Annotated in this window: 19 protein-coding genes and 1 pseudogene; 6 read left to right on the top strand and 14 right to left on the bottom strand. The window is 74.1% G+C overall.

Annotation, left to right across the window (positions count from 1 at the left end):
- Positions 1 to 218: 218 nt before the first annotated feature.
- Both ACRYR9_RS15125 and ACRYR9_RS15120 read right to left on the bottom strand, forming a co-directional pair.
- On the bottom strand, positions 219 to 1,055 hold the full coding sequence (locus tag ACRYR9_RS15125) for a carbohydrate ABC transporter permease (RefSeq protein ID WP_432496887.1): 837 nt from the start codon (positions 1,053 to 1,055) through the stop codon (positions 219 to 221).
- A gap of 4 nt (positions 1,056 to 1,059) precedes the next feature.
- A complete protein-coding gene (locus ACRYR9_RS15120; protein ID WP_432496890.1) occupies positions 1,060 to 2,016 on the bottom strand; it encodes a carbohydrate ABC transporter permease in 957 nt (318 codons plus the stop codon).
- Between the two features lie 286 nt (positions 2,017 to 2,302).
- Here ACRYR9_RS15120 and ACRYR9_RS15115 point away from each other — a divergent pair, with 286 nt between their 5' ends.
- Positions 2,303 to 3,739 (top strand): MFS transporter, encoded by a 1,437-nt coding sequence (locus ACRYR9_RS15115; protein WP_432496893.1) that lies wholly within the window; start codon positions 2,303 to 2,305, stop codon positions 3,737 to 3,739.
- A 79-nt stretch (positions 3,740 to 3,818) separates the two neighbouring features.
- Positions 3,819 to 4,763: a class A beta-lactamase gene (gene bla / locus ACRYR9_RS15110; protein ID WP_432496896.1), complete on the top strand. Its 945-nt coding sequence runs from the start codon at positions 3,819 to 3,821 to the stop codon at positions 4,761 to 4,763.
- Between the two features lie 138 nt (positions 4,764 to 4,901).
- Here bla and ACRYR9_RS15105 read toward each other — a convergent pair whose 3' ends face one another.
- From ACRYR9_RS15105 to ACRYR9_RS15095, 3 genes are all read right to left on the bottom strand, one after another.
- Positions 4,902 to 7,511, bottom strand: a complete 2,610-nt coding sequence (locus tag ACRYR9_RS15105) for an ExeM/NucH family extracellular endonuclease (RefSeq protein WP_432496898.1) — start codon at positions 7,509 to 7,511, stop codon at positions 4,902 to 4,904.
- An 85-nt stretch (positions 7,512 to 7,596) separates the two neighbouring features.
- Positions 7,597 to 9,438: an ABC transporter ATP-binding protein gene (locus ACRYR9_RS15100; protein WP_432496900.1), complete on the bottom strand. Its 1,842-nt coding sequence runs from the start codon at positions 9,436 to 9,438 to the stop codon at positions 7,597 to 7,599.
- The gene (locus tag ACRYR9_RS15095) at positions 9,435 to 11,147 is read right to left on the bottom strand and encodes an ABC transporter transmembrane domain-containing protein (protein WP_432496902.1); all 1,713 of its coding nucleotides are present in this window, start codon (positions 11,145 to 11,147) and stop codon (positions 9,435 to 9,437) included. The genes ACRYR9_RS15100 and ACRYR9_RS15095 overlap by 4 nt, the downstream gene beginning before the upstream one ends.
- A gap of 65 nt (positions 11,148 to 11,212) precedes the next feature.
- Between ACRYR9_RS15095 and ACRYR9_RS15090 the strand changes: the two genes are divergently transcribed.
- Positions 11,213 to 11,587 (top strand): YidH family protein, encoded by a 375-nt coding sequence (locus tag ACRYR9_RS15090; protein WP_432496904.1) that lies wholly within the window; start codon positions 11,213 to 11,215, stop codon positions 11,585 to 11,587.
- Positions 11,584 to 11,979 carry a DUF202 domain-containing protein gene (locus ACRYR9_RS15085; protein ID WP_432496906.1) on the top strand — a complete coding sequence of 132 codons (396 nt, stop codon included), beginning with the start codon at positions 11,584 to 11,586 and terminating at the stop codon, positions 11,977 to 11,979. The genes ACRYR9_RS15090 and ACRYR9_RS15085 overlap by 4 nt, the downstream gene beginning before the upstream one ends.
- A 36-nt stretch (positions 11,980 to 12,015) precedes the next feature.
- Here ACRYR9_RS15085 and ACRYR9_RS15080 read toward each other — a convergent pair.
- Positions 12,016 to 12,870: pseudogene (locus tag ACRYR9_RS15080) on the bottom strand (transposase family protein).
- Positions 12,871 to 12,985: 115 nt separating this feature from the next.
- A complete protein-coding gene (locus ACRYR9_RS15075; RefSeq protein ID WP_432496908.1) occupies positions 12,986 to 13,783 on the bottom strand; it encodes a transposase family protein in 798 nt (265 codons plus the stop codon).
- A gap of 151 nt (positions 13,784 to 13,934) precedes the next feature.
- Between ACRYR9_RS15075 and ACRYR9_RS15070 the strand changes: the two genes are divergently transcribed.
- Positions 13,935 to 14,525 (top strand): SMI1/KNR4 family protein, encoded by a 591-nt coding sequence (locus ACRYR9_RS15070; protein ID WP_432496911.1) that lies wholly within the window; start codon positions 13,935 to 13,937, stop codon positions 14,523 to 14,525.
- A 199-nt stretch (positions 14,526 to 14,724) separates the two neighbouring features.
- Here ACRYR9_RS15070 and pyrF read toward each other — a convergent pair whose 3' ends face one another.
- From pyrF to pyrR, 7 genes are read right to left on the bottom strand one after another with little or no spacing between them, the layout of a single operon-like run.
- Entirely contained in the window at positions 14,725 to 15,597 is an 873-nt protein-coding gene (pyrF, locus tag ACRYR9_RS15065; protein ID WP_432496914.1) for an orotidine-5'-phosphate decarboxylase, read from the bottom strand.
- Positions 15,594 to 18,899: a carbamoyl-phosphate synthase large subunit gene (carB, locus tag ACRYR9_RS15060; protein WP_432496917.1), complete on the bottom strand. Its 3,306-nt coding sequence runs from the start codon at positions 18,897 to 18,899 to the stop codon at positions 15,594 to 15,596. Before carB ends, pyrF begins: the two co-directional genes overlap by 4 nt.
- Positions 18,899 to 20,128: a glutamine-hydrolyzing carbamoyl-phosphate synthase small subunit gene (carA, locus tag ACRYR9_RS15055; protein ID WP_432496920.1), complete on the bottom strand. Its 1,230-nt coding sequence runs from the start codon at positions 20,126 to 20,128 to the stop codon at positions 18,899 to 18,901. The genes carB and carA overlap by 1 nt, the downstream gene beginning before the upstream one ends.
- Positions 20,125 to 20,643, bottom strand: coding sequence for a PH-like domain-containing protein (locus ACRYR9_RS15050; RefSeq protein WP_432496922.1), 519 nt, complete (start codon positions 20,641 to 20,643; stop codon positions 20,125 to 20,127). The genes carA and ACRYR9_RS15050 overlap by 4 nt, the downstream gene beginning before the upstream one ends.
- Positions 20,640 to 21,971, bottom strand: coding sequence for a dihydroorotase (locus ACRYR9_RS15045; protein ID WP_432496925.1), 1,332 nt, complete (start codon positions 21,969 to 21,971; stop codon positions 20,640 to 20,642). The genes ACRYR9_RS15050 and ACRYR9_RS15045 overlap by 4 nt, the downstream gene beginning before the upstream one ends.
- On the bottom strand, positions 21,968 to 22,960 hold the full coding sequence (locus tag ACRYR9_RS15040) for an aspartate carbamoyltransferase catalytic subunit (RefSeq protein WP_432496928.1): 993 nt from the start codon (positions 22,958 to 22,960) through the stop codon (positions 21,968 to 21,970). Before ACRYR9_RS15040 ends, ACRYR9_RS15045 begins: the two co-directional genes overlap by 4 nt.
- Complete coding sequence (gene pyrR, locus ACRYR9_RS15035; RefSeq protein ID WP_432496931.1) at positions 22,960 to 23,526, bottom strand: bifunctional pyr operon transcriptional regulator/uracil phosphoribosyltransferase PyrR; 567 nt, start codon at positions 23,524 to 23,526, stop codon at positions 22,960 to 22,962. Before pyrR ends, ACRYR9_RS15040 begins: the two co-directional genes overlap by 1 nt.
- Before the next feature lie 257 nt (positions 23,527 to 23,783).
- Between pyrR and bldD the strand changes: the two genes are divergently transcribed.
- Positions 23,784 to 24,278, top strand: coding sequence for a transcriptional regulator BldD (gene bldD, locus ACRYR9_RS15030; protein ID WP_166609695.1), 495 nt, complete (start codon positions 23,784 to 23,786; stop codon positions 24,276 to 24,278).
- Positions 24,279 to 24,328 lie beyond the last annotated feature (50 nt).

The raw sequence follows: 24,328 nt of genomic DNA, 5'->3' as shown, positions 1-24,328 counted from the left end.
CCCCCCCCCCCCCCCCCCCCCCCCCCCCCCCCCCCCCCCCCCCCCCCCCCCCCCCCCCCCCCCCCCCCCCCCCCCCCCCGCCCCCCCCCCCCCCCCCCCCCCCCCGCCGCCCGTCACGCGGTCGGGGGACGGCAGGAACCCCAGATCGGCCAGTTCCGCGGCGTCCGCCCGCGGCGACGGCGTGCTGAGCTCCACTTCCGTCAGCCGCACCGGGGTGCTCACCCCTTGACCCCGCCCGCGAAGCCCTGGATGAACTTCTTCTGCGCCAGCAGGTACAGGACGAGCACGGGGATCATCGACAGCAGCACGGCGGCGAACACCACGTTCCACCGCGACACCAGGGTGCCGACGAAGCTGTACACGACCACCGGCAGGGTGACGGCGTCCGAGCCGTTGAGGAAGACCAGCGACGTGAAGAAGTCGTTCCAGATGATGAGCCCGGCGAGGATGGCGACCGTTCCGGTCGCCGGCGACAGCAGCGGGAAGACGATGCGGCGGAAGATCGCGAAGCGGCTCGCCCCCTCCATCTGGGCGGCCTCCTCGTACTCCAGGGGCAGCGACCGGGTGAACCCGGAGTACAGGAACACCGCCAACGGCATCAGCATGCCCGAGTACGCCAGGATCATCCCCGTCCGGGTCCCCAGGAGGTCGAGGTGACGCATGGCGCTGTAGAGCGGGACCTGCCCGAGCTGCGCCGGCAGCACGATGGCGACGAGGAAGCTGGCGAAGGCGGCCCGGCTCCACCCGCTGGTGATGCGGGTCAGTGTGAAAGCCGTGATGGACCCCAGGGCGATCAGCACCAGGACGCTGCAACCGGTGATGATCGCGCTGTTCACCGCCCCCGTGAGCAGGCTGTTCTGGCCCTCTCCCCCGAGCGCCTGGCGGAACCCGTCCAGCGTGATCGGGTCGGCCGGCGAGAACGCCGACGTGCTCACGGAGTTCTCCGTCGTCTTCAGCGAGACGTTGAGCAGGATCAGCAGGGGCGAGAAGACGAGCAGCGCGGCGAGGACGACGAGGACCTCGCGGACGGCGGTGCGGCGCGTGTAGCGGAACACGGGGTCACTTCTCCTTGCGTTCGCGGAGCAGGAGCATCTGGACGAGGGCGCACAGCAGCACGATCCCGGTCATGACGAGGGCCAGCGCCGAGCCGTACCCGAACCGGCCGTCGACGAAGGTCTCCTTGTAGACGCTCGTGGCCAGGGTGTCCGAGGCGCCGAACGGGCCGCCGCCGGTGAGGGCCTGCACCTGGTCGAAGACGCGCAGCCCCTGGACCAGGATCATCGTGCTGGCCACGAGGATCGTGGGTCGCAGCGCCGGCAGGACGACGTGCCGGAAGCGCGCCCAGGCGCCGGCCCCGTCCATCGCGGCGGCCTCCTCGTTCTCGGCGGGCACCCCGGCGAGCCCTGCGAGGTAGATGACCATGGTGAGGCCGATGTGCTGCCAGACCATCACCGTGATGATGGCGGGCACCACGGTGGCCGGGTCACCGAGCCAGGTGCGCTGCAACGACTCCAGGCCCACGGCCCCGAGGACCTGGTTGATGGGCCCGTTCTGCTGGAACAGGAACTTCCAGACGTAGGAGACGGCCAGCGGGCTGAGGACGACGGGGGCGAAGAGCACCGTGCGCAGCACGTACCTGCTCTTCAGCTGCCTGTTCAGAGCCACCGCGAAGGCCATGCCCAGCACGTTGGTGAGGATCAGGAAGGCGACGGCGATGACGACCGTGTTCACCAGCGCCCGCAGCGGGGCCTCACCGGTGAAGATCTCCTGGAAGTTGGCCAGCCCGACGAACTCAGGGGACCGGAAGCCGTTGAAGTCGGTGAAGGCGTAGGCGGACCCGGCGATGGTCGTCGCGTAGTGCACCGCGGCGATCAGCGCGAGCGCCGGCAGCGACCACCACCAGGCCGCGACGCGCGAAGCGGCACGCCGACGCCGGTCGACGGGCGGGCGCCGGCTCGGTGCAGGCGGCTGCGTCGGCGGCGTGGCGTCGTGCTGCACCGTCGTCGCCGGGCTCACCGGCGGAACCTGGGTCGGTGGGACTGCTGCTGCTCGTGCACGTCGAACTCCCGGGACCTCGTCGTCAGGGTGGCCTCTGCTCCCGCCGAGTCTCCGGGAGCCGACCCCCGTCCCGGAAATCGTCAGTCGGTATACCCCGCATCGGGGACCGCGATGACCGCGTCGCTGCCGCGGGCGTCTCCGGTCGGCCACGATGGGACGGACGGTGGGGTCGGGGTCGCCCGGCCCGTCGCCGGGTCGTGCGGCCCGAGCGCGCCGAACGCCCCGTCGAACGACGGAGGCACGCGTGCTCGATCCCGACCCTGTCCACGATCGCCCCGCTGCACCGGTCCGGCTCCGCCCGCTGATGGTGTGCCTGGTCCTCACCACGGCCCTCGGGGCGCTGGACCAGACGATCGTCGCGACGGCGCTGCCGACGATCGTCGAGGACTTCGACGCCGTCGACCGCTCGGCCTGGGTGCTGACCGCGTACCTGCTGGCGATGTCGGTGGCGATGCCCGTCGTCGGCTCGCTGGGCGACCGCTACGGCGCCGTCCGGTTGCTGCGCGTCAGCGTCGTCCTGTTCGTCGCGGCGTCCACCGCGTGCGCGGCGGCGCCGAACGTCGAGCTCCTCGCGATGTCCCGGGCGCTGCAGGGGGTCGGCGGCGCGGGGATGCTGGTGCTCCCGCAGGTCCTCGTCGCCGACGTCGTCCCGGCCCGCGACCGGGCCGCGGTGCTCGGCCCGCTGGGAGCCGTGTTCGCCGTGGCCACCGTCGTCGGGCCGCTGCTCGGCGGCTGGCTGACCGACACCGGGTCGTGGCGGCTGGTCTTCTGGATCAACCTGCCCGTCGGGGGTCTCGCCCTCCTGCTGGCCTGCACCGTCCTGCACGCCGGTCCGCGCTCCGACGACCGCGGAGCCAGGTTCGACGTGCTCGGCACGTCGCTGCTCGTCGTCAGCACCTCCGCCCTGGCCTGGGCGGCGGCCGTGGTGCCCCGGGAGGGCTGGGGGACGTCGTCGGTCGTGGCGGTCCTGCTCACGCTCGCCGTGGTCGCGGTGTTCGTCGCGCACCAGCTGCGCAGCAGCGCACCGCTGCTCCCCGTCCAGGTGCTGCGCACCCGCGGGGTGTTCCTGTCGGCGTTCCTCGCCGCCACCGTCGGCTTCGGCATGTTCGGCGTCATCGCCTACGTGCCGAGCTGGGTCCAGGGCGTGCACGGGACCTCGGCCACCCTGTCGGGCCTGCTCCTGCTGCCGGTGACCGCCGGCCTGGTGCTGGGGGTGAACGTCAGCGGCCGCCTGGTGCGCCGCACGGGGCGGTGGCGCCGGTTCCCGGTCGGTGGCTGCGCCCTCGCCGCGACCGCGGCGGCGACGCTGGGGCTCGCCGGCACCCACCTCGGCCTGCCGGCCACGGCCGGTGTGCTGGTCGCGTTCGGCCTGGGAGCGGGCTCGTTCATGGCGCTGCTGGTCGTGCTGGCCCAGGACGCGGCTCCGCGCCGGAACGTCGCGGGGATCACCGGGACGATCGCCTACGTCCGCGAGGCCGGAGCGACGGTCGGGACGGCGCTCCTGGGAGGGGTGCTGGCGGCCGGGCTCGCACACGCGACACCGGACGCCCTGGGAGCCGGCGACTACGGCCCCGCTTTCGTGCCGGTCTTCCTCACCGTCGCCGTCGCCTTCGCGGTGGGCGTCGTGGCCGCGGCGCTCATCCCGCACCGCGAACTGGGCACGAGCGAGTCCGCGCCCTGACCCGGCAGCACGTGGAGGGGCGAGCACGCCGACGGTGCGACCTTCGCCGTCACCGGCACCTGCGGCGAGACTGGTCCGCGTGAAGCGCACGCCGTTCCCCGTCGCCCTCGCTCTAGCGCTGGCCGGCTGCAGCGCCGCCCCCTCCACCGACAGCGGCACCACGACCGGCAGGACCTCCACCTCGACGAGCACCCCCGCGGTCAGCACCGCCGGTGACGTGGGCACCACCACGGCCGGTGCCGCACGAGCGGAGTTCACCCGGCTGGAAGAGCGCTTCGACGCCCGCCTGGGGCTCTTCGCCGTCGACACCGGCTCCGGGCGAACCCTCGCGCACCGCGCCGGTGAGCGCTTCGGCTTCGCCTCCACCTACAAGGCCCTGGCCGCCGGTGCCGTGCTCGCCGAGACCTCCGACGCCGAGCTCGACACGGTCGTGACGTGGAGCGCCGAGGAGGTCGTGGCCCACTCCCCCGTCACCGGGCAGCACGTCGAGTCCGGTCTGCCGCTGCGCGAGGTGGCGCGGGCAGCGATCACCGTCAGCGACAACACCGCCGCCAACGTCCTGCTCGAGCACCTGGGCGGTCCGGCCGGCCTGGAGCAGCACCTGCGCTCGCTGGGTGACAGCACCACGCAGGTGCGGAACGGCGAGCCGGCGGTCAACGACATCGTCCCCGGCGAGACGGACGACACCAGCACTCCCGAGGCGATGGCCCGCAGCCTGCAGGCGTACGCGCTCGGCGACGCCCTCGGCGAGGAGGACCGCGAGGTGTTCGCGCAGTGGCTGCGGGCCAACACCACCGGGGACGAGCAGGTCCGCGCCGGTGTCCCGGACGGCTGGGTCGTGGGCGACAAGACCGGCCACGCCGGCGTGCACGGCAGCCAGAACGACATCGCCGTCGTCTGGCCCGCCGGTGGGCGCGCGCCGTGGGTGCTGGCCGTGCTGACCGACCGCGCGGACGCCGACGCCGAGCCGGACACCGCCCTGCTGGCCGAGGCGACGCGGGTGGTCGTGCAGCACCTGGGCTGACACCCGGCGCGCTCGCCGGCCGCCGTGGGCGCACCCCCGGTGGAGCGACGAGGGGGTGGGTGGCCCGGTGGCCACCCACCCCCTCACGCGCTGCCGATCACCGGTGGCGCGGAACCCCGCAGAACCGGGTCCTGCGGCTCAGGACTCCGCGCCGTCCTGCTCCTGGCTCCCCTTCCCGCGCCCCTGGTCCAGGCGGTCGCGGCCGGGGCCGCCGACGAGGGCGTCGGAACCGTTGTCGCCGGCGAGGCGGTCCTGGCCGAACCCGCCCAGCAGCGCGTCGTCGCCGTTGCCGCCGGCGAGGCGGTCGTCGCCGGCGCCGCCGCACAGGACGTCCTCACCGTTGCCGCCGGTGATGACGTCGTTCCCGCCCAGCCCCATGATCACGTCCCGGCGGTTCGTGCCCTTCAGCACGTCGTTCCCGGCGGTGCCGCGGATCGTGGGCACCAGGCCCTGGCAGGTCTCGACCAGGTCGATGCCGACCACGATCGGGTCGTGGTCGCTGGAGCGGTACGGGTTCGCCGCGTACAGCGCCTCGTCACCGGTGTACTGGTACGCGAAGGACTCCACCGAGTTGATGTTCCAGTGGGTCGCGTCCGTCACCTTGGCGGTCAGCGCCTCGGAGGCCAGCGCGTGGTCCAGGGAACCGGACAGCGCGTCGAAGACGTAGCTGTAGCCGCCCTCGTCGAACTCGCTGCCCAGGTCGGTCAGGCCGGCCTCGCGCAGGGCCTCGATCGGGTCCTCCTGCGTGTAGGCGTTGAAGTCGCCCAGAGCCACCACGTCGGCGTCGCCGCTGTCCGCACGCAGCCGCTCGAGGAAATCGGCCAGGGACCGCGCCTGCCGCACGCGGTCGCCGTTCCAGGCGCCCTGACCGTCGCCCGTGTCGACGTTGTCGCCGGTGGGCTGCCCGGGGCTCTTGGACTTGAAGTGGTTCGCCACGACGGTGAACGCGTCGCCGTCCTTGACGAACGTCTGCGCGATCGGCTCGCGGGCGTTGGACCACACCGACTCGTCGACCAGGCCGACGGGGTCCCCGACGGGCTGCACGACGTCCTCCTTGTAGATGATCGCGTTGCGGATCACGTCGCGGTCCACCGCGTACAGCTCGTCCGGCATGGGCACGTACGCCCACTCCTCGTCGCCGGCGGCGTTCAGCCGCTGCACGAGGTCGGCGAGCGCCGTATCGGCGTTCCCGGGGGTCAGGCCGGAGGAGTCGGTGTCCTCGATCTCCATGAGGGTGACGACGTCGGCGCCCAGCGCGCGGATCGCGGGGACGATCTTGCCGGCCTGCTGCTCCAGCTCGGCCTGGCTGGCCGCGCCGCGTCCGACGTTCTGGTCGAAGGTGAGGAAGTAGTTCAGGACGTTGAACGCGCCGACCTGCACGTCCCCGCCGACGGCCTCGGGCGCGTCCGGGCGGGTGTTCTGCGGCGCGAAGACGCCGTCGGCGGTGCCGTCGGCCGGCTGCAACCGCCACGCGTCGACCCCGTACCCGAGCACCAGCGGTTCGGTGAACTCCACCTCGTCGCCGACGCGCACGGGGGTTCCCGGGCTCAGGTACGGACGGGCGCTGACCGTGACGCGGGAGCTGACGGCGTCGTCCAGGACGACGCTGCGCCGGGCGTTCTGCGCGGCGATGGCCTCGGCGGCGTCACCGGGGCGGGCCAGCTCGGTGGGCTGCACGAGGACCCCGCCCTCGGACAGGACCAGCTCCCCGTAGCTCGTCAGGTCGTACACCTCGCTGACGGTGAGGGTGTCCGCCGGCGCGACGCGCATGCCCTCCAGGCGCTCGCGCTCGGCGTCGCCTGCAGGGAGGTCCAGCGCGGCCGGCGCGGGCAGGTCGGCGGCGGTGCCGTCGGCCACGACGGTGACACCGGCGGGGGCGGCGATCTGGGTCTGCCCGAAGTACTCCTGCGCCTGCCCGGTGACGGTGACGGTGTCGCCGAGGCCGACCTCGGCGGTGCTGAAGACGAAGACCGCGTCGGAGGTGGCCGGGTCGCCGTCGCCGTCGGGGTCCTGCACGTAGAAGCCGGACAGGCCGGGGGTGTCGCCGACCACGACGCCGGTGACGGTGACCTGCTGCCCGGCCAGCGGGGTGCTCGTGCCGGTGCCCTGCACCGCGCCGATCTCGACGGGCTCGGTCGGTGCGGGCGGCTCGGGGTCGGGGTCGCTCGGCGCGGAGCCGTTCACCGCACCCGGGGTGGCGGTGGCGGGGCCAGACCACACCAGCGCGTCGGTCGCGGCGTCGTACGCCCGCTGCAGGGACTGCCCGGCGGGCTCCGTGCCGGACTCGGCGACGCCGATGTCGGCGCTCGTCGTCCCGGCGGCGGGACCGTCGGCGGCCTCCACCGTCCCCTCGTAGGAGAGGAACTCCAGCACCTCCTGGCCCCGGACGAGCGCAAGGCCGTCCGGAGAACCGTTCTGGATGCCACCGGAGGGGCCCGGCACGGTCACCACCGCCGCGGCGTCGGCGGGCGCGGTCACCTCGGGCAGGCGCAGAGTGCCGTAGGTGCCGCCGCCGTTGCCGTTGTAGAGCACGATCGAGAGCCCTGCCGAGCTGGTGCCGGCGGGCAGCTGCACCTCGACGAACTCCCCGGTGTCGGTGCCGTCGTTGTCGTAGTGGACCTCGGAGACGAACGGCGTGGTCGGTTCCGCCGCCGAGGCGGGCAGGCCGAGGGCGGTGAGCGCGGCACCGGCGACGCCGAGGGCGACGCAGCCGCCGGTCAGGCGGATCGCGCGAGGGCGAGTGGGCACAACAGGTCCTTCCGGGAGAGCACGTGGACGCGCCGACGCTAATCGCCCACCGTCCCGCTCAGCGGTTGCCAGGGTGCCCGCGCGGTTAACGTCGCGTGACGTCCGGGTGACCCACCGGCCCGGTCGGCGCGCTGGCGCTCCAGGTCGCCCACAGCCGCGCGTAGCGCCCCCGTGCCGCGACCAGCTCGTCGTGGGTTCCCAGCTCCACCAGCCGCCCGTGCTCCAGCACGGCGACCCGGTCGCAGGCGCGCGCCTGGGTGAGGCGGTGCGCCACGACCACGGCGGTTCGCCCGGCCAGCACGGCCCGGGCGGCGACCTCCAGCTCGCGCGCGCCGGCGCTGCCGGCCTCGGCGGTGGCCTCGTCCAGCACCACCACGGCAGGGTCGCGCAGCACGACGCGCGCCAGGGCCAGCTGCTGCTCCTGCGCGGCGGTCAGCGGGTGAGCCCCGGCACCGACGCGGGTGCCCAGCCCGTGCGGCAGGGACGCGACCCAGGCCCCGGCGCCCACGGCGTCCAGCGCCGCCAGCAGCTCGGCGTCGCCGGCGGCGGGAGCGGCCAGGGCGAGGTCCTCGCGCAGGGTGCCGGTGAACACGTGCGCCTCCTGGGTGACCACGGCGACGTGCTCGCGCAGCTGGCGCGGGTCCAGCTCGGCCAGGTCCACCCCGTCGAGCAGGACCCGCCCGCCGGTGGGCGCGAACACCCCGCCCAGCAGGGCGGCCAGCGTGGACTTGCCCGCCCCGGACTCCCCCACCACCGCCAGCGACGCCCCGGCCGGCACGTCCAGGTCCACCCCGTGCAGCACCGGTGCGCCGGAGCCGTAGCTGTGCCGCAGGTCCTGCGCCCGCAGCGCGGCGGGGTGCCGCACGTCGCGCCGCGGGCGCTCGGCGGGCGGTTCGGTGTCGGCCACGCCGACGAGCCGGGCCAGCGCCGCACCGGCGCGCTGGACGTCGTCGAAGCTGAGCAGCAGCACGCCCAGCGGGCCGAACAGGCGGTGGAACAGCAGGGCGGCGGCGGTGACGTCGCCGACGCTGACGGCCCCGGCGCGCACGAGGTGGAACCCGGTGAGCAGCAGCGCCGACAGGCCGATCGCCTCGGCGGCGTTCATGGACACCGACAGCCGCGCGAAGGTGCGCAGCGCGTCCAGCGCGGCACCGACCCCCCGCGCCGAGGCGTGTTCCACGCGCTCGGTCTGCTGCTCCTGCGCCCCGTAGGCCTGCACGGTGCGGGTGCCGTGCAGGGATTCCAGCACCACCCGGGAACGCTCGGCGGCCACGGCGCGCTCGCGCGCGTACAGCGGCGCGGCGCGCGGCAGGTAGTGGTGCAGCGCGACCGCGTAGACCGGGAAGACGGTGCAGAACGCCAGCGCCAGGCGCCAGTCCAGGGCGGCGAAGCCGACCGCGGCGAGCACCACCGTCACCAGGGACGTCAGGACGGTGGCGGCCAGCTCGCTGGAGGACGTGAACAGCTCCACGTCCTCGGTGACGCGGGAGGCGACGTCGCCACCGCCGGCTCGCTCGAGCCGTTCGGCGTCCATGCGCAGGGAGCGGTCCACGACGCGCTCGCGCAGGTCGGCGGCGATCTCCACGCCGAGGCGCTCGCCGTGGGCGCGGGCCAGCGCGGCGAACACGGCGGTGCCGGCGGCCGCCGCGGCCAGCAGCGCGAACAGCCACCACAACCGCTGCTCCTGGCCCGCTCCCGCGCCCGGCGCGGCGGAACCCTGGCCCAGGACGTCCACGACGACGTCCACGACGCCGCCCAGCAGCAGCGGCACCAGCACGAGGCCGGCGCTGGAGACGACGGTGGTCGCCAGCGCCAGCAGCAGGGTGCGCCGGTGGGCGCGGGCGGTGGCCACCAGGACCGCCGCGGTGCGCCGGGCGGTGGCGACCGGCAGGGCACCGGTGGCCACGGCGTCGGGGGTGGCGCTCACCGCAGCACCGCCGTCGCGTAGGCGTCCTCGCCGAGCAGTTCGGCGTGGGTGCCGGTGCGGCAGCCGCCGGCGCTGAGCAGCGCCACGCGGTCGCAGCGGGCCAGCAGCAGCGGCGAGGTGGTCAGCACCACGGTGGTGCGCCCCGCGGGGCTGCCCGGGCCGTGGCGCAGGACGCGCAGGCCGGCGGCGACCGCGTCCTCGGTGACGGCGTCCAGGGCGGTGGTGGGGTCGCGCAGCACGAGCACCGGGCGGTCGGCGGCCAGCGCCCGCGCCAGGGCCAGGCGCTGCTGCTGGCCTCCGGACAGGTTCGCGCCGCGCTCGAGCAGCACCTCGTCCAGCCCCGCGGGGCGGGCGCGCACCACCTCCTCGGCCGCCGAGGCCACCAGCGCCCGCTCCAGCGACGCCGCTGCCCCGGCGCCGGTGGTCAGGGCCTCGCGCAGGGTGCCGCCCAGCAGGTGCACCGTGTGCGGTTCGACGAGCAGGTGGCCACGGGCGCCGGCGGGGTCGCCGGCCGGGTCCAGCTCCCCCAGGCGGACCTCGCCGGACTCGCAGGCCCGCTGCCCGGCCAGCACGCCGACGAGGGCGTCGGCCAGCGCCACGTCCGTGGTGACCACGCCGAGCATCTCGCCGGGCGCCGCGCTCAGGGTCAGCTCGCGCAGCGGACCGGCGCTGACGCCGCGCAGGGTCAGCGGCACCGCCGCGCTGCCGGGGGTGCGCGTGGTGCCGGTGGACGCGCGGACCGGAGCCGTGAGGTGCGGGGCCGGTTCGTCGGCGAGCAGGGCCGCGACCCGCCCCGCGCTCGCCCGGGCGACCGCCAGGCCCTGCACGCACGTGGTGATGGTGCGCACCGGGTCGGCCAGGAACGCCGCGGCACCCACGACGGTGACGAGCTCCCCCACGCCGATGCGCCCGCGCACCGCCAGGGCGGTGGCCGCGGCGGCGGTGCCCACCAGCAGCAGGCCGGTGGCCAGGCTCCCGGCGCCGACGACCGCGGCGGTGGCGCCGGCGGCACCGACGGCGGCGTCGCGGGAGGTGCGGCTGGCGCCGCGGTAGCGCAGCACCGCCTCGGGCACCCCGCCGAACCCGCGCAGCGGGCGCAGCCCGGCCAGCAGGTCCGCCGCGGTGGCCGCGGCCAGGCCGGCGGCCTCCTGCCGGGTGCGCACGCGCCGCTCCAGCCGCGGGGCCAGGCGCTGCAGGCCCAGCACGAGCAGCGGCACCGCCACCAGCAGCCCCGCGCCCAGCAGCACGTCCACGCGCAGCAGCACGATCGCGGACACGACCGTCCCCACGCTCGCGGAGACCAGGTAGCCCAGCAGGGCGATGACCTGTGCGCTGTGACGGGTGTCGGAGGTGGCGACGCTGAGCACGTCGCCGTCGCGCAGCACCGGCGCAGCCGGCGGGCGGTGCAGCACCGCGCTCAGCACCTGCACCCGCAGGTGGTGCGCCTCACGCAGCTGCGCGCCGTCGATGGTCCAGAACGCGAACGCCCCCGCGGCGGTGAGCACCGCGAACAGCGCCAGCACCCCGGCCACCGACCAGGCGATCGCGGTGGTGCTCCCGGTGGCGACGGCGCGGGCCACGACCAGGCCGACGGCCACGGGCACCAGGGCCTCGCAGATCTGGTGCACGGTGGAGGACAGGCACCCGATCAGGGCTGGGCGCCGACGGCGGCGCAGGACGTCGGCCAGCAGCCGGCGCGAGGGGGTCACGGGAGGCGACCCTAAGCCGTGCGGCCACGTAGCATCACGGTGCCCGCACCGGTGGAGGAGGACGGATGACCGGCCGACGAGGGCGCACCCGCTTCCCCGCCTCGGTCTACCGCCACGGCGACGAACCGGACCCGCGCTTCAGCCTGGCCAACGAGCGCACCTTCCTGGCATGGATCCGCACCTCGCTGGCGCTGCTGGCCGCCGGCGTGGCGCTGGAGGGCCTGGCCCTGCCGCTGCAGCCGCAGCTGCGCCTGGCCGCCTCGGTCCTGCTCGTCGTGCTCGGGCTGAGCGCACCGCTGCAGGCCTGGTTCGGCTGGGCGCGCGATGAACGAGCCATGCGTTGCAAGCAACCCCTGGGCGCACCCGCGCTGGCCGCTCCGCTGACCGCCGGCACCGCCCTGGCCGGCCTGCTGGTGCTGCTCGGGCTGCTGCTGCGGTGAGCGGGCCGGAACGGCAGGAGCGGGGAGGACCGGCACCGCAGCGGGGCCCCGCGATCTTCGACCCGGGCCTGCAGCCGGAACGCACCGCACTGGCGTGGCGGCGCACCGCCCTCGCGCTCGTGGTGGTCTCCCTCGGCGCTGCACGGTTGCTGCCCGGGCAGCTGGGTCCGGGAGCCGTGGTCCTGGGAGTGGCCGGTGCTGCGACCGGGGTGGTCGTGCACGTGCTGGCCGGCCGGCGCACGCGGCGCACCGGTGCGCGGTTGCTGGCGCGTGGCGACCTCGACCACCCGGCCGCCTCCGCCCACCTGCTGGCCGTGACCGCCGCGGCGTGCGTGCTGCTGGGGCTGAGCGGCCTGCTGCTCATCGTCCTGCGCCAGTGGGCGGCGCGTTGAGGTGGTTGGCATCCACGGAGCCTTTTCCATCTCGACTCAGCCAGCGAAGATGAGGGTCTGCACAGCGGCGACGAGGTTGGTCGCAGCGGTAGGGCTGGAACGGATCTTGCGCAGGGCCCGCCCGCTCTTGAGTTGGGCGTTGACCCGCTCGCCTGGTGCCCGCAGAGCGGCGTGGGCCTGGTTGGCCGCACGCTGGCCCGCTGACAGCGGCCGGAAGGCGCCGCTGACCGGGTCTCCTTGCGGCGGGAGCGCAGCGGAACTCGAACGCCGGGACAGGTGCGGGCAGCGCCCTGGTAGCCGCGACCGGCGAGGACCTGCACTCCGGTGCCGGCCAGGGCGGTGAGCAGGCCGTGTTCACGGGCGCAGCCGATGTCGTGGCGCGAGCCGGGCAGCGCGGGTGAGGCCCAGATCAACCGCCCGGCAGCATCAGCGAGGGTCTGCACGTTCACGCCGTGCGTCTTGTGCTTGCCGGAGTAGTAGATGCGCTCGCCCTTGGTGGCCATGGCCACGCGATCGATGCGCAGCAAGGTCCCATCGAGGACGACGTAGGCCTTGGTCGATGCCACAGTCACCGCCTGTTGCAAGGTGGGCGTCATCGCCGCCAATACGGCCAGGGCCTCGTGCACGTAGTCCCCCACTGCGTGGGCGGTGCCCCCAGTGCACCGTGGCGATGCCGACGTCGAAGCCGGCGGCCAGGTCCGCGTAGCGCTCACCCTTGCGCAGGTGCGCCAGCACCAGCAGCGCCTGCCGGCCTGGCACCAGCCTTCGCCACAGGGAGCTGATGCGCTCACGGCGCCGGCGAAACGCCTCAGCCAGCAGGGTCAGGGCGCGGGTGGCTCCCCCGCGAGCGGGTGGTACCCCCTCCGGCAGGCCGGACGGGTAGGACAGCACGTGAAGCCCCTGGTGATGCGGATGATTTCGACAATCCCCGTCCTACCAGGGGCTTCGCTCGCGCTGGCCGCAACCCCGCCCGTCACCGGGATGGAAAAGACCCAGTGAGCCTTGGTCAATAGAGGTTCTCCAATCGGCTCAGGACGAGGGCGGTGGCGACGATCACGGTGATGCGCCACGGGCAGAGGCTGACGTGGTGTAGGGCTCGCCAGCGGGTTTTGAGGTGGGCGATGCCGTGCTCAACGAGAGCACGTTCGGCGTTGACGTAGGTGTTCCAGCCCCGCGTGCCAGCGTCGAGAACCTGGCTGCCTCTGGGACGGCGCACGGGGACGCGGATGCCGGCCCCGGCGCCGGTGTACGCCTTGTCGGCCAGCGTCGGCACACCGTCACGAGCAGCGGGGTAGAGCGCCGGCAGGGCGTGGATGCGGGCTGCGGTCAGGTCGTGGGTGCAGCCGGGTTCGACCGGTGACACCCACAACGGCCGCCCGTCGGGGTCGGTGAGGACTTGGACCAGACCGCCGTGGTGGCCGTGCTTCCCGGAGTACCACCGGTCCCGTTGCCCGGTCCGGTCGTGGACGCGGTCGGTGGCGATGAGGGTGCCGTCCAGCAGCGGGTGCTCGGTTCCTCGGTGCACCGCGTCGGCGACGACGTCGGACAGCTCGGGGGCTTGGTCGGCCAGGACGTCCAGGGCTTCGTGCAGGTACCGGTAGGCGCTGGAGAGGCTGATCGTGTTGTCACGGGCCAGGTCGGCGACCGTGGCGCGTTGGCGCACGAACCGCAGCAGCAGGACCGCCTGCGCGAAGCACCCCAGGACGCGGCGGGTGCCGATGCGGGCGCGGTGGGCGAACAGCAGGGCGGCGACGGCCTGGGCCAAGGCGCGGGGGACGTCGAGGCTGGCACGATAGGAGAGCATGCAGGGCCCAGGTGGGTACGGCGGATCAGGCTTGGTCGCCTCCATCGTCTCGTCCAGACCCTGCGTGCCCCAGCGGCTTCGGGTCCCCGCCCAGCAGTGGTCTCAGGCTGCCACCGACAAAGCCTCAGTGAAGGAACAAGGTGGAGTACTGGTGAGCGAACTACCTGAACTGCTGCGACGCCTCGAGGCGCACTGGCGCCGACTGCGCATGCCCATCGCCACCACAGCCCGCCCCGGGCTGCCCCCAGAGCGGGTGCGGCAGGTGCTCAGCAACCGAGGGCTGGCCGCACCGGGCGACGTGCTGCACTGGTGGGCTTGGCACGACGGCGCGGACAGCTACGAACATCACGGTCGCACCCTCTATAGCGTAGCCGTGCCGGACACGCGACTGCTCAGCCTGGACGCCGCCGTCAATCTGTACGAGGAGCACGTGCTGGCGGGCCACTCCTTCCCACCCACCGGGTACGACGGCTGGCTGCCCATCGCCCGGCACGGGAACGGCAGCCTCGTGGTCGTGGACTGCCGCACCCCGGCGCTAACCGCCACTACCACGGTGATCGACCGCGAGCTGCAGATCGTGCCGGCCGACCGTCGCCCGAGCAGCCTCGCAGTGCCGGTGCGGTGGTGGGTTGAGTTCTTCGACGAGGGCCTGTGGCGCTTCGATACCAAAAAGCACGAGTGGATCGACCTGGTGTTCGAACGTTCCACGCACGAGGAACGGGAACTGACGGGTTTGATCTGATCCAGGCGACCTCCGCCTGCTCACTGCTCCAGTGAGCTTTTGTCAGTAGCGGCTGCTTAGGCCGCTACTGACGAAGGCTCACGGTGTTTTGCTTGCGCAGGAGGCAAGTTATTGTGTCGTTTTACCCGCGATAATCAGAAGTTACGTTGTCGTTGAGTGCAAGAGGCAGTGAGCTGCAGCGACCGCCTCCTGACGGTCGTCAGCTCTCCGACAAGGCCGTGCGCAGCTCGTCGGCCGAGCGGCGCGCCGCTCCTCGCAGCGCCGCCGGGTCAGGCCCGGCAGCCAGCACCTCGCGCGAGCTCGCCGCCAGCACGAACCGGCGCGCGTCGCCGAAAACGGTGCGCAGGTCGGCCGCCGTGGCGCCTTGCGCCCCGAACCCCGGTGCCAGCAGCGGGCCGTTGACGGCCGCCAGGTCGATGCCGAGGTCCTGCACGGCGCTGCCCACGGTGGCCCCGACGACGAGCCCGACGTCACCCATCGGCGGCACGCCGGCGTTCTCGGCGGCCGCGGCCTCGGCGACCGCACGCGCGACCGAGCGCCCGTCTGCGCCCACCGCGTGCTGGACGCCCGGCCCTTGCGGGTTGGAGGTCAGGGCGAGCACGAAGACGCCGCGCCCGTGCTCGGCGGCGGTGTCCAGCAGCGGCTGCAGGGAGCCGAACCCCAGGTACGGGGAGGCGGTGACGGCGTCCCCGGCGAGCGGGGAGTCGCCGGCGAACGCGTCGGCGTAGGCGGCCATGGTGGAGCCGATGTCACCGCGCTTGGCGTCCACGATCGTCAGCAGCCCGGCCTCGCGGGCGTCGGCGACGACCCGCTCCAGCGCCGCGACGCCGCGCGAGCCGTGCCGCTCGAAGAACGCCGCCTGCGGTTTCAGGGCCGCGACGTGCCCGGCGAGGGCCGCGACGACCGTGCGGCCGAAGCGCTCCACGCCGGCGGCGTCGTCGTCCAGGCCCCACGCCGCCAGCAGCGGGGCGTGGGGGTCGACGCCGACGCACAGCGGGCCGTGCTCGGCGACGGCGGCGGCCAGGCGCGCCCCGAACCGCTCCCCCACCCCGGCCGCACCGGCACCGCTCACGCGTGGAACCCGTCCCAGGCGGCGGCCAGGACCGCGGTGTGCTCCTGCAGCGAGGCCACCGAGGTGCCGTGCCCGGCCCGCAGCGCCTCGATGGCCTGCACCGCCGCGGCCAGCTCCTGCACCGTGGTGATGATCGGGGCGCCGACCGCGGTGGAGGCGGCGCGGATCTCGTACCCGTCGGCGCGGGCCTGGTCGCCCGAGGGGGTGTTGACGACCATCGCGACCTGCCCGGCGTCGATCTGCCCGACGATCGTCAGCTCGCCGTGCTCCCCCGTGCCCTCCGAGCGCTTGCGCACGACGGTGGAGGCGATGCCGTTGCGGCGCAGCACCGCGGCGGTGCCCTCGGTGGCCAGCAGGGTGAAACCGAGGTCGGCCAGGCGCTTGACGGGAAAGATCATGGCCCGCTTGTCGCGGTCGGCGACGGAGATGAACACCGTGCCCGACGTGGGCAGCCCGCCGTAGGCGGCGGTCTGGGCCTTGCCGAACGCGGTCGGGAAGTCCGCGTCGATGCCCATGACCTCGCCGGTGGAGCGCATCTCCGGGCCCAGCAGGGAGTCCACGACGTGCCCCTGCGCGGTGCGGAACCGGGCGAAGGGCAGCACGGCCTCCTTCACCGACACCGGCGCCTCCGGCGGCAGCACGCCCCCGTCGCCGCGGGCGGGCAGCAGACCCTCGGCGCGCAGCTCGCGGATCGGGGTGCCGGCCATCAGCCGGGCCGCGGCCTTGGCCAGCGGCACGCCGGTGGCCTTGGAGACGAACGGCACGGTGCGCGAGGCCCTCGGGTTGGCCTCGAGCACGTACAGCACCCCGGCGGCGAGGGCGAACTGGACGTTGAGCAGGCCGCGCACGCCCACGCCGCGGGCGATGGCCTCGGTGGCGCGGCGCACCCGCTCCAGCTCGGCGCGGCCCAGGGTGGGCGGCGGGATGACGCACGCGGAGTCGCCGGAGTGGATGCCGGCCTCCTCGATGTGCTCCATGATCCCGCCGAGGTACATCTCCTCGCCGTCGAAGAGGGCGTCGACGTCGATCTCGACGGCGTCGTCGAGGAAGCGGTCCACGAGCACGGGGCGCTCGGGCGAGACCTCGGTCGCGGTGGCCATGTACTCCTCCAGCGACGCCTCGTCGTAGACGATCTGCATGCCGCGTCCGCCGAGGACGTAGCTGGGGCGCACCAGCACCGGGTACCCGATGCCGGCGGCGATCTCCTTGGCCCGGGCGAAGGAGGACGCGGTGCCGTGCTTGGGCGCCAGCAGGCCGGCCTGCTCCAGCACCCGCCCGAACGCGCCGCGCTCCTCGGCGAGGTCGATGGCCGCCGGGGAGGTGCCGATGATCGGGACGCCGGCCTCCTCCAGCTTCGCGGCCAGGCCCAGCGGGGTCTGCCCGCCCAGCTGCACGATGACGCCGGCGACGGGCCCGCAGCGCGTCTCGGCGTGCACGACCTCCAGCACGTCCTCCAGGGTCAGCGGCTCGAAGTACAGCCGGTCGGAGGTGTCGTAGTCGGTGGAGACCGTCTCGGGGTTGCAGTTGACCATGACGGTCTCGAACCCGGCGTCGCGCAGCGCGAAGCTGGCGTGCACGCAGGAGTAGTCGAACTCCACGCCCTGCCCGATGCGGTTGGGGCCGGACCCGAGGATGACGATCGCCGGCTTGGTGCGCGGGCGCGTCTCGTCCTCCTCGTCGTAGCTGGAGTAGTGGTACGGCGTGCTGGCGGCGAACTCCGCGGCGCAGGTGTCGACGGTCTTGTAGACGGGGCGCACGCCCAGCGCGTGCCGCACGCCGCGCACGACGGCCTCGTCCATGTGCCGCAGCTCGCCGATCTGGGCGTCGGAGAAACCGTGCCGCTTGGCGTGCCGCAGCATTTCGGCGGTCAGCTCGTCGGCCTCGCGCACCTCCACGGCGATCTCGTCGAGCAGGAACAGCTGGTCCAGGAACCACGGGTCGATCCGGGTGGCCTCGAACAGCTCCGCCGGGGTGGCTCCGGCGCGGATGGCGCGCATGACCAGGCCGATGCGCTCGTCGGTGGGCTGGCGCACCCGCTGCAGCAGGTCGCGCAGGTCGCCCGGGTCGCCGGCCCAGCTGAAGGCCGCGCCGCGCTTCTCGGTGCTGCGCAGGGCCTTCTGCAGGGCCTCGGTGAAGTTGCGGCCGAGGGCCATGGCCTCGCCGACGCTCTTCATGGTGGTCGTCAGCGTCGGGTCGGCCGCGGGGAACTTCTCGAACGCGAACCGCGGCACCTTGACCACGACGTAGTCCAGGGTCGGCTCGAAGCTGGCCGGGGTGGACTCGGTGATGTCGTTGGGGATCTCGTCGAGGGTGTACCCGACGGCCAGCCTGGCGGCGATCTTGGCGATGGGGAAACCGGTCGCCTTGGACGCCAGCGCGGACGAGCGCGAGACGCGCGGGTTCATCTCGATGACGATGATGCGCCCGTCGGCGGGGTTGACGGCGAACTGGATGTTGCAGCCGCCGGTGTCCACGCCGACCTCGCGGATGACGGCGATGCCGATGTCGCGCATCCGCTGGTACTCGCGGTCGGTCAGCGTCATGGCCGGGGCGACGGTGATGGAGTCGCCCGTGTGGACGCCCATGGGGTCGAAGTTCTCGATGGAGCAGACGACCACGACGTTGTCGGCGCGGTCGCGCATGAGCTCCAGCTCGTACTCCTTCCAGCCGAGGATCGACTCCTCCAGGAGCACCTCGGTGACCGGGGAGTGGTGCAGGCCCTGCCCGGCGATGCGGCGCAGGTCGGCCTCGTCGTAGGCGAAACCGGAGCCGAGGCCGCCCATGGTGAAGCTGGGGCGCACCACGACGGGGTAGCCGAGGTCGGCGGCGGCGGTGAGGACCTCGTCCATGGAGTGGCACAGGTGGCTGCGGGCGCTCTCGGCGCCGCAGCGCTCCACGACGCCCTTGAACAGCAGGCGGTCCTCGCCGAGCTTGATCGCGTCGACGTCGGCGCCGATGAGCTCCACGCCGTGCTCGTCCAGCACCCCGGACTCGAACAGCGCGATGGCGGTGTTCAGCGCGGTCTGCCCGCCCAGGGTCGCCAGCAGGGCGTCGGGCTTCTCCTTGGCGATGATGGCCTCGACGACGGCGGGGGTGATGGGCTCGACGTAGGTGGCGTCGGCCATCTCCGGGTCCGTCATGATCGTCGCGGGGTTGGAGTTCACCAGGACGACCCGCAGGCCCTCGGCCTTGAGCACCCGGCACGCCTGGGTGCCGGAGTAGTCGAACTCGGCGGCCTGGCCGATGACGATCGGGCCGGAACCGATGACGAGGACCGAGGAGATGTCGGTGCGGCGGGGCATCAGGCGTCCTTCTCGGTGGTGTTCTCGGTGGTGTCCGCAACGCCCGTGTCGTCCACGAGCTGCGCGGCGGGGGTGCCCTCCATGAGGGCGAGGAACCGGTCGAACAGGTAGGAGGCGTCGTGCGGGCCGGCCGCCGCCTCGGGGTGGTACTGCACGCTGAACGCCGGGGCGTCCAGGCAGCGCAGGCCCTCCACGACGCCGTCGTTGAGGCCGACGTGGCTGACCTCGGCGCGCCCGTACGGGGTCTCGCGCACCTCGCCGGCCGTGCCGTCGACGGCGAAGCCGTGGTTGTGGGCGGTGACCTCGACCTTGCGGGTGGCCAGGTCCATGACGGGCTGGTTGATGCCGCGGTGGCCGTACTTGAGCTTGTAGGTCCCGTAGCCCAGGGCGCGGCCGAGGAGCTGGTTGCCGTAGCAGATGCCGAAGAACGGGATGCGCCGCTCCAGCACGCCGCGCAGGACCTCGATCTCGTGGGTGGCGGCGGCGGGGTCGCCGGGGCCGTTGGAGAAGAACACCCCGTCGGGGGCGGCACCGTCCGGGCCGGAGGTGAGCACCTGCTCCAGCGAGGCGGTGGAGGGCAGCACGGTGACCTCCACGCCGCGCTCGGCCAGGCGCTGCGGCGTCATGGACTTGATGCCGAGGTCCACCGCGGCCACCGTGAAGCGCCGCTCACCGACGGCGGGCACCGTGTACGGCTCGGGCGTGCTGACCAGGGAGGCCAGGTCGGTGCCGGTCATCTCCGGAGCGCTGCGCACGGCCTGCAGCAGTTCGGCGGCGGGGCGCTCGGCGGCCTCGCCGGAGAAGACGCCGACCTTCATGGCGCCGCGCTCGCGCAGGTGCCGGGTCAGGGCGCGGGTGTCCACGCCGCTGATGCCCACGACGCCCTGCGCGTCCAGCTCCGCGTCCAGGGTGCGCTGCGAGCGCCAGTTCGACGGCACGCGGGCGGGGTCGCGCACGACGTACCCGGCGACCCAGATCCGCGAGGACTCCTCGTCCTCGTCGTTGTACCCGGTGTTGCCCACGTGCGGGGCCGTCATGACGACGACCTGGCGGTGGTAGCTGGGGTCGGTGAGGGTCTCCTGGTAGCCGGTCATGCCGGTGGAGAACACCGCTTCGCCGACGGTCTCGCCGACGCGCCCGTACGCCTGGCCGCGGAAGCTGCGGCCGTCCTCCAGCACCAGGACCGCCGGGACCCGACCGCCCCGCACCTGCGTGCTCGCCTCGCTCACTGCGCACCTCCGTCGTTCGTCGTCCTGCGCGTCCTGCGCACCAGGTCCTCCACCTGCTCGGCGAACCTCGCCCCCTCGGCCGGGTGGCGGGGTTTGACGCCGGTGTCGACCACGCGGTCGCCCAGCCGCCAGCGCAGCACCACCAGGCCGTCGGCGCGGCCCACCCACTTGCCGACCATGCCGGGCCCGTGCCCGACGCCGACGATGTCCTTCGCCGGCACCACGAAGGAGCGGGCGCCCTGGCGCAGGAACCCCACGCCCTCGTCGACGAACCCGAGCGCGACGGCGCTGCGGGTGCCCAGGCCGTGGGCGGCGATGCGGTCCAGGGAGTTCTCCGCGTCGGTGGTGGACACGTAGACGCCCTCGATCGCGTCGCGCAGGCCCTGCCAGTCCTTCGAGCCGATCGGGCGCGGCAGGGTCTTCTGCCGCAGCGCCCGGCCGCGGTAGCCGGTGAACATCATCCGCCACAGCAGCAGCAGGGCGACGAGCAGGACGAGGGTCCAGACGAACTTCACGGCCGGCTCCCCTCGGCGCCGGGCTGGTCCCCGGGGCGCTCGACGAGCTGTCCGTCCAGGACGGTGGGGCGCCCGCGGAGGAACGTGGCGACCACCCGGCCGGGAAGTTCCAGGCCCCGGAAGGGCGAGTTGCGCCCGGCGGTGGCCATGGCGGCGGGGTCGACCGTCCAGCGGGCGGCGGGGTCGAGCAGGACGAGGTTGGCGGCGCTGCCGGCGGTCAGCGGCTCGCCCTGCCCGGTGAGGCGGCCGATGCGGGCGGGGGCGAACGACGTGCGGTCGGCGAGCTCGGCCCAGGTCAGCAGGCCGGTGTCGACCATCGCGTGCTGCACGACCGACAGGGCGGTCTCCAGGCCGGTCATGCCCATGGCGGCCGCGGCCCACTCGCAATCCTTGGACTCCACGGGGTGGGGGGCGTGGTCGGTGGCGACGACGTCGATGGTGCCGTCGGCCAGGCCCTCGCGCACGGCCTCCACGTCGGCCTGCGTGCGCAGCGGCGGGTTCACCTTGTAGACGGGGTCGTAGCCGCGCACCAGCTCGTCGGTCAGCAGCAGGTGGTGCGGGGTGACCTCGGCGGTGACCCGCACGCCGCGGGCCTTGGCCCAGCGCACGATCTCCACGGAGCCGGCGGTGGACAGGTGGCACACGTGCAGGCGGGAGCCGACGTGGTCTGCGAGCAGGACGTCGCGGGCGATGATCGCCTCCTCGGCGACGCTGGGCCAGCCGCGCAGCCCCAGCACGGAGGAGACGACGCCCTCGTTCATCTGCGCGCCCTCGGTCAGGCGCGGTTCCTGGGCGTGCTGGGCGATGACGCCGTCGAAGGCGCGCACGTACTCCAGGGCGCGGCGCATCAGGACGGCGTCGTCGACGCAGTGCCCGTCGTCGGAGAAGACGCGCACGGCGGCGGCGGAGTCGGCCATGGCGCCCAGCTCGGCGAGCTGCTGGCCGGCCAGGCCGGTGGTGACGGCGCCCACGGGCTGCACCTGCGCCCAGCCGGCCTGCTCGCCCAGGCGCTGCACCTGCTCCACGACGCCGGCGGTGTCGGCGACGGGGTAGGTGTTGGCCATGGCGAACACGGCGGTGTAGCCGCCGCGGGCGGCGGCGCGGGTGCCGGACTCGACGGTCTCGGCGTCCTCGCGGCCGGGCTCGCGCAGGTGGGTGTGCAGGTCCACCAGGCCCGGCAGGGCGATCAGGCCGGTGGCGTCCACGACGTCGGCGCCGTCGGGGGCGCTCAGGCCGGTGCCGACCTCGGCGATGGTGCCGTCGCGCAGCAGCAGGTCGGCGCTCTCGCCGCCGAGCACCCGCGCGCCGGTGACCAGGGTGGTGCTCACGAGTCGCCTCCGGGGGTCCGGCCGGCCGGCGTCTCGCCGGCCAGCAGCAGGTAGAGCACGGCCATGCGGACGGCGACGCCGTTGCCGACCTGTTCCACGATGGTGGAGCGGGGGCTGTCGGCGGCGTCGGCGGAGATCTCCAGGCCGCGGTTCATCGGCCCGGGGTGCATGACGACGGCGTGCTCGGGCAGCAGCGCCGTGCGGCGGCGGTCCAGGCCGTAGCGGCGGCTGTACTCGCGCGCGGAGGGGAAGAAGCCGCCGCCGGTGGTGGTCATGCGCTCGGCCTGCACGCGCAGCATCATCACGGCGTCCGGGGCGCCGGTGCGCAGCGCGTCGTCGAGGTGGTAGGAGACCTCGCAGGGCCAGGAGCCCACGCCGACGGGCAGCAGGGTCGGCGGGGCCACGAGCGTGACGTGCGCGCCCAGGGTGTGCAGCAGCAGGACGTTGGAGCGGGCGACCCGCGAGTGCAGGACGTCGCCGACGATCGTCACGCGCACCCCGCGCAGGTCCTCGCCCACCCCGTGCCCGCCGGGTCCGGGGCGCAGGTGGCGGCGCACGGTGTAGGCGTCGAGCAGGGCCTGGGTGGGGTGCTCGTGGGTGCCGTCGCCGGCGTTGACCACGGCGCTGCGCGACCAGCCGGCGTGGGCCAGGCGGTGCGGGGCGCCGGAGGCGGGGTGGCGCACCACGACGGCGTCGGCGCCCATGGCCTCCAGCGTCAGGGCGGTGTCCTTCAGGGACTCCCCCTTGGAGACGCTGGAGCCCTTGGCGGAGAAGTTGATGACGTCCGCGGACAGGCGCTTGGCGGCGGCCTCGAAGGAGGTGCGGGTGCGGGTGGAGTCCTCGAAGAAGAGGTTGACCACGGTGCGCCCGCGCAGCGTGGGCAGCTTCTTGATCTCGCGGCGCTGGGTGGCGGCCATCTGCTCGGCGACGTCGAGCACGCGCACGGCGCCGTCGCGGTCCAGGTCCGCGGCGGACAGCAGGTGGGGGATCACCGCGCACCGCCCTCGCCGGCGGGTGCCGGGGTGCTGATCTCGACGGCGTCGCGCCCGTCGGTCTCGGTGAGCAGCACGCTGACGCGCTCGGCGGAGGAGGTGGGCAGGTTCTTGCCGACGTGGTCGGCGCGGATGGGCAGCTCGCGGTGGCCGCGGTCGACGAGCACGGCCAGGCGCACGGCGCGGGGGCGGCCCAGGTCGGACAGGGCGTCGAGGGCCGCGCGGATGGTGCGCCCGGAGAAGAGGACGTCGTCGACGAGGACGACGACGCGGTCGTCGACGCCACCGGCGGGCAGCTCGGTGGGCAGCAGCTCGCGGGTGGGGTGGCGGCGCAGGTCGTCGCGGTACATCGTGACGTCCAGGGAACCGACGGGCACCCGGGCACCCTCGACCTCGGCGATGCGCTCGGCCAGCCGGTGGGCCAGCGGCACCCCGCGCCGCGGGATGCCCAGCAGGACGAGGCCGGCGGGGCCCTTGTTGGCCTCGAGCAGTTCGTGGGCGATGCGCGTCAGCACCCGCTGGAGGTCCGCTCCTTCGAGCAGGACGCGCCGGGCAGCAGTCACCACCGACCTCCTTCCCCGCCTCACGGGACGGATCCTTAAAGGACGCCTGTCGCAGCCCCGCACAGCGGGCCGCGGTCCCCGCCACCCTACAGGGGGCGCGCCGGAGCCCTCGCGGGGCCGGCAGCACTGTCGTTGTGAGATCAAGCGCTCACATGGAGTAATGGCAGCGGTGCCGAGAGGGTGGAAATCCCCTGGAGGGGCGCGGATCGCGGTGGGTCAGCTTGACGAAGGTGTTCACGCTCCGTGAGCATTCTCGTATGGCATCGGACTACTCCCGCGCACTCGGATCGCGCCTCCGCGCGATCCGTACCCAACAGGGGCTGTCCCTGCACGGCGTCGAAGAGAAGTCCGAGGGACGGTGGAAGGCCGTGGTCGTCGGCTCCTACGAGCGCGGCGACCGTGCGGTGACCGTCCAGCGGCTCGCCGAGCTCGCGGACTTCTACGGGGTCCCGGTCTCGGCCCTCCTCCCCGAAGGCGCCCCGCAGGGCAGCACCGAGCCGCCCGCGCGGCTCGTGCTCGACCTCGAGCGGCTCCAGGAGGTGCCCGCCGAGAAGGCCGGGCCCCTCGACCGCTACGCGAAGACGATCCAGTCCCAGCGCGGCGACTACAACGGCCGGGTGCTGAGCATCCGCGCCGACGACCTGCGCACCCTGGCCGTCATCTACGACGTGCCGGCCACCACCCTGTGCGACGAGTTCATCGCCTGGGGGGTGCTCAACCCGGACGCCCGCCGCGCCGTCGAGCACGGCTGAGCGGGCTCCTGCGCACGCACGACGGCCCGGTCACCCCGCGAGGGGTGACC

This window comes from Kineococcus auxinigenes (genome assembly GCF_050871525.1).
Lineage (GTDB): Bacteria > Actinomycetota > Actinomycetes > Actinomycetales > Kineococcaceae > Kineococcus.
This window is presented reverse-complemented; position numbering and strand designations above follow the sequence as displayed.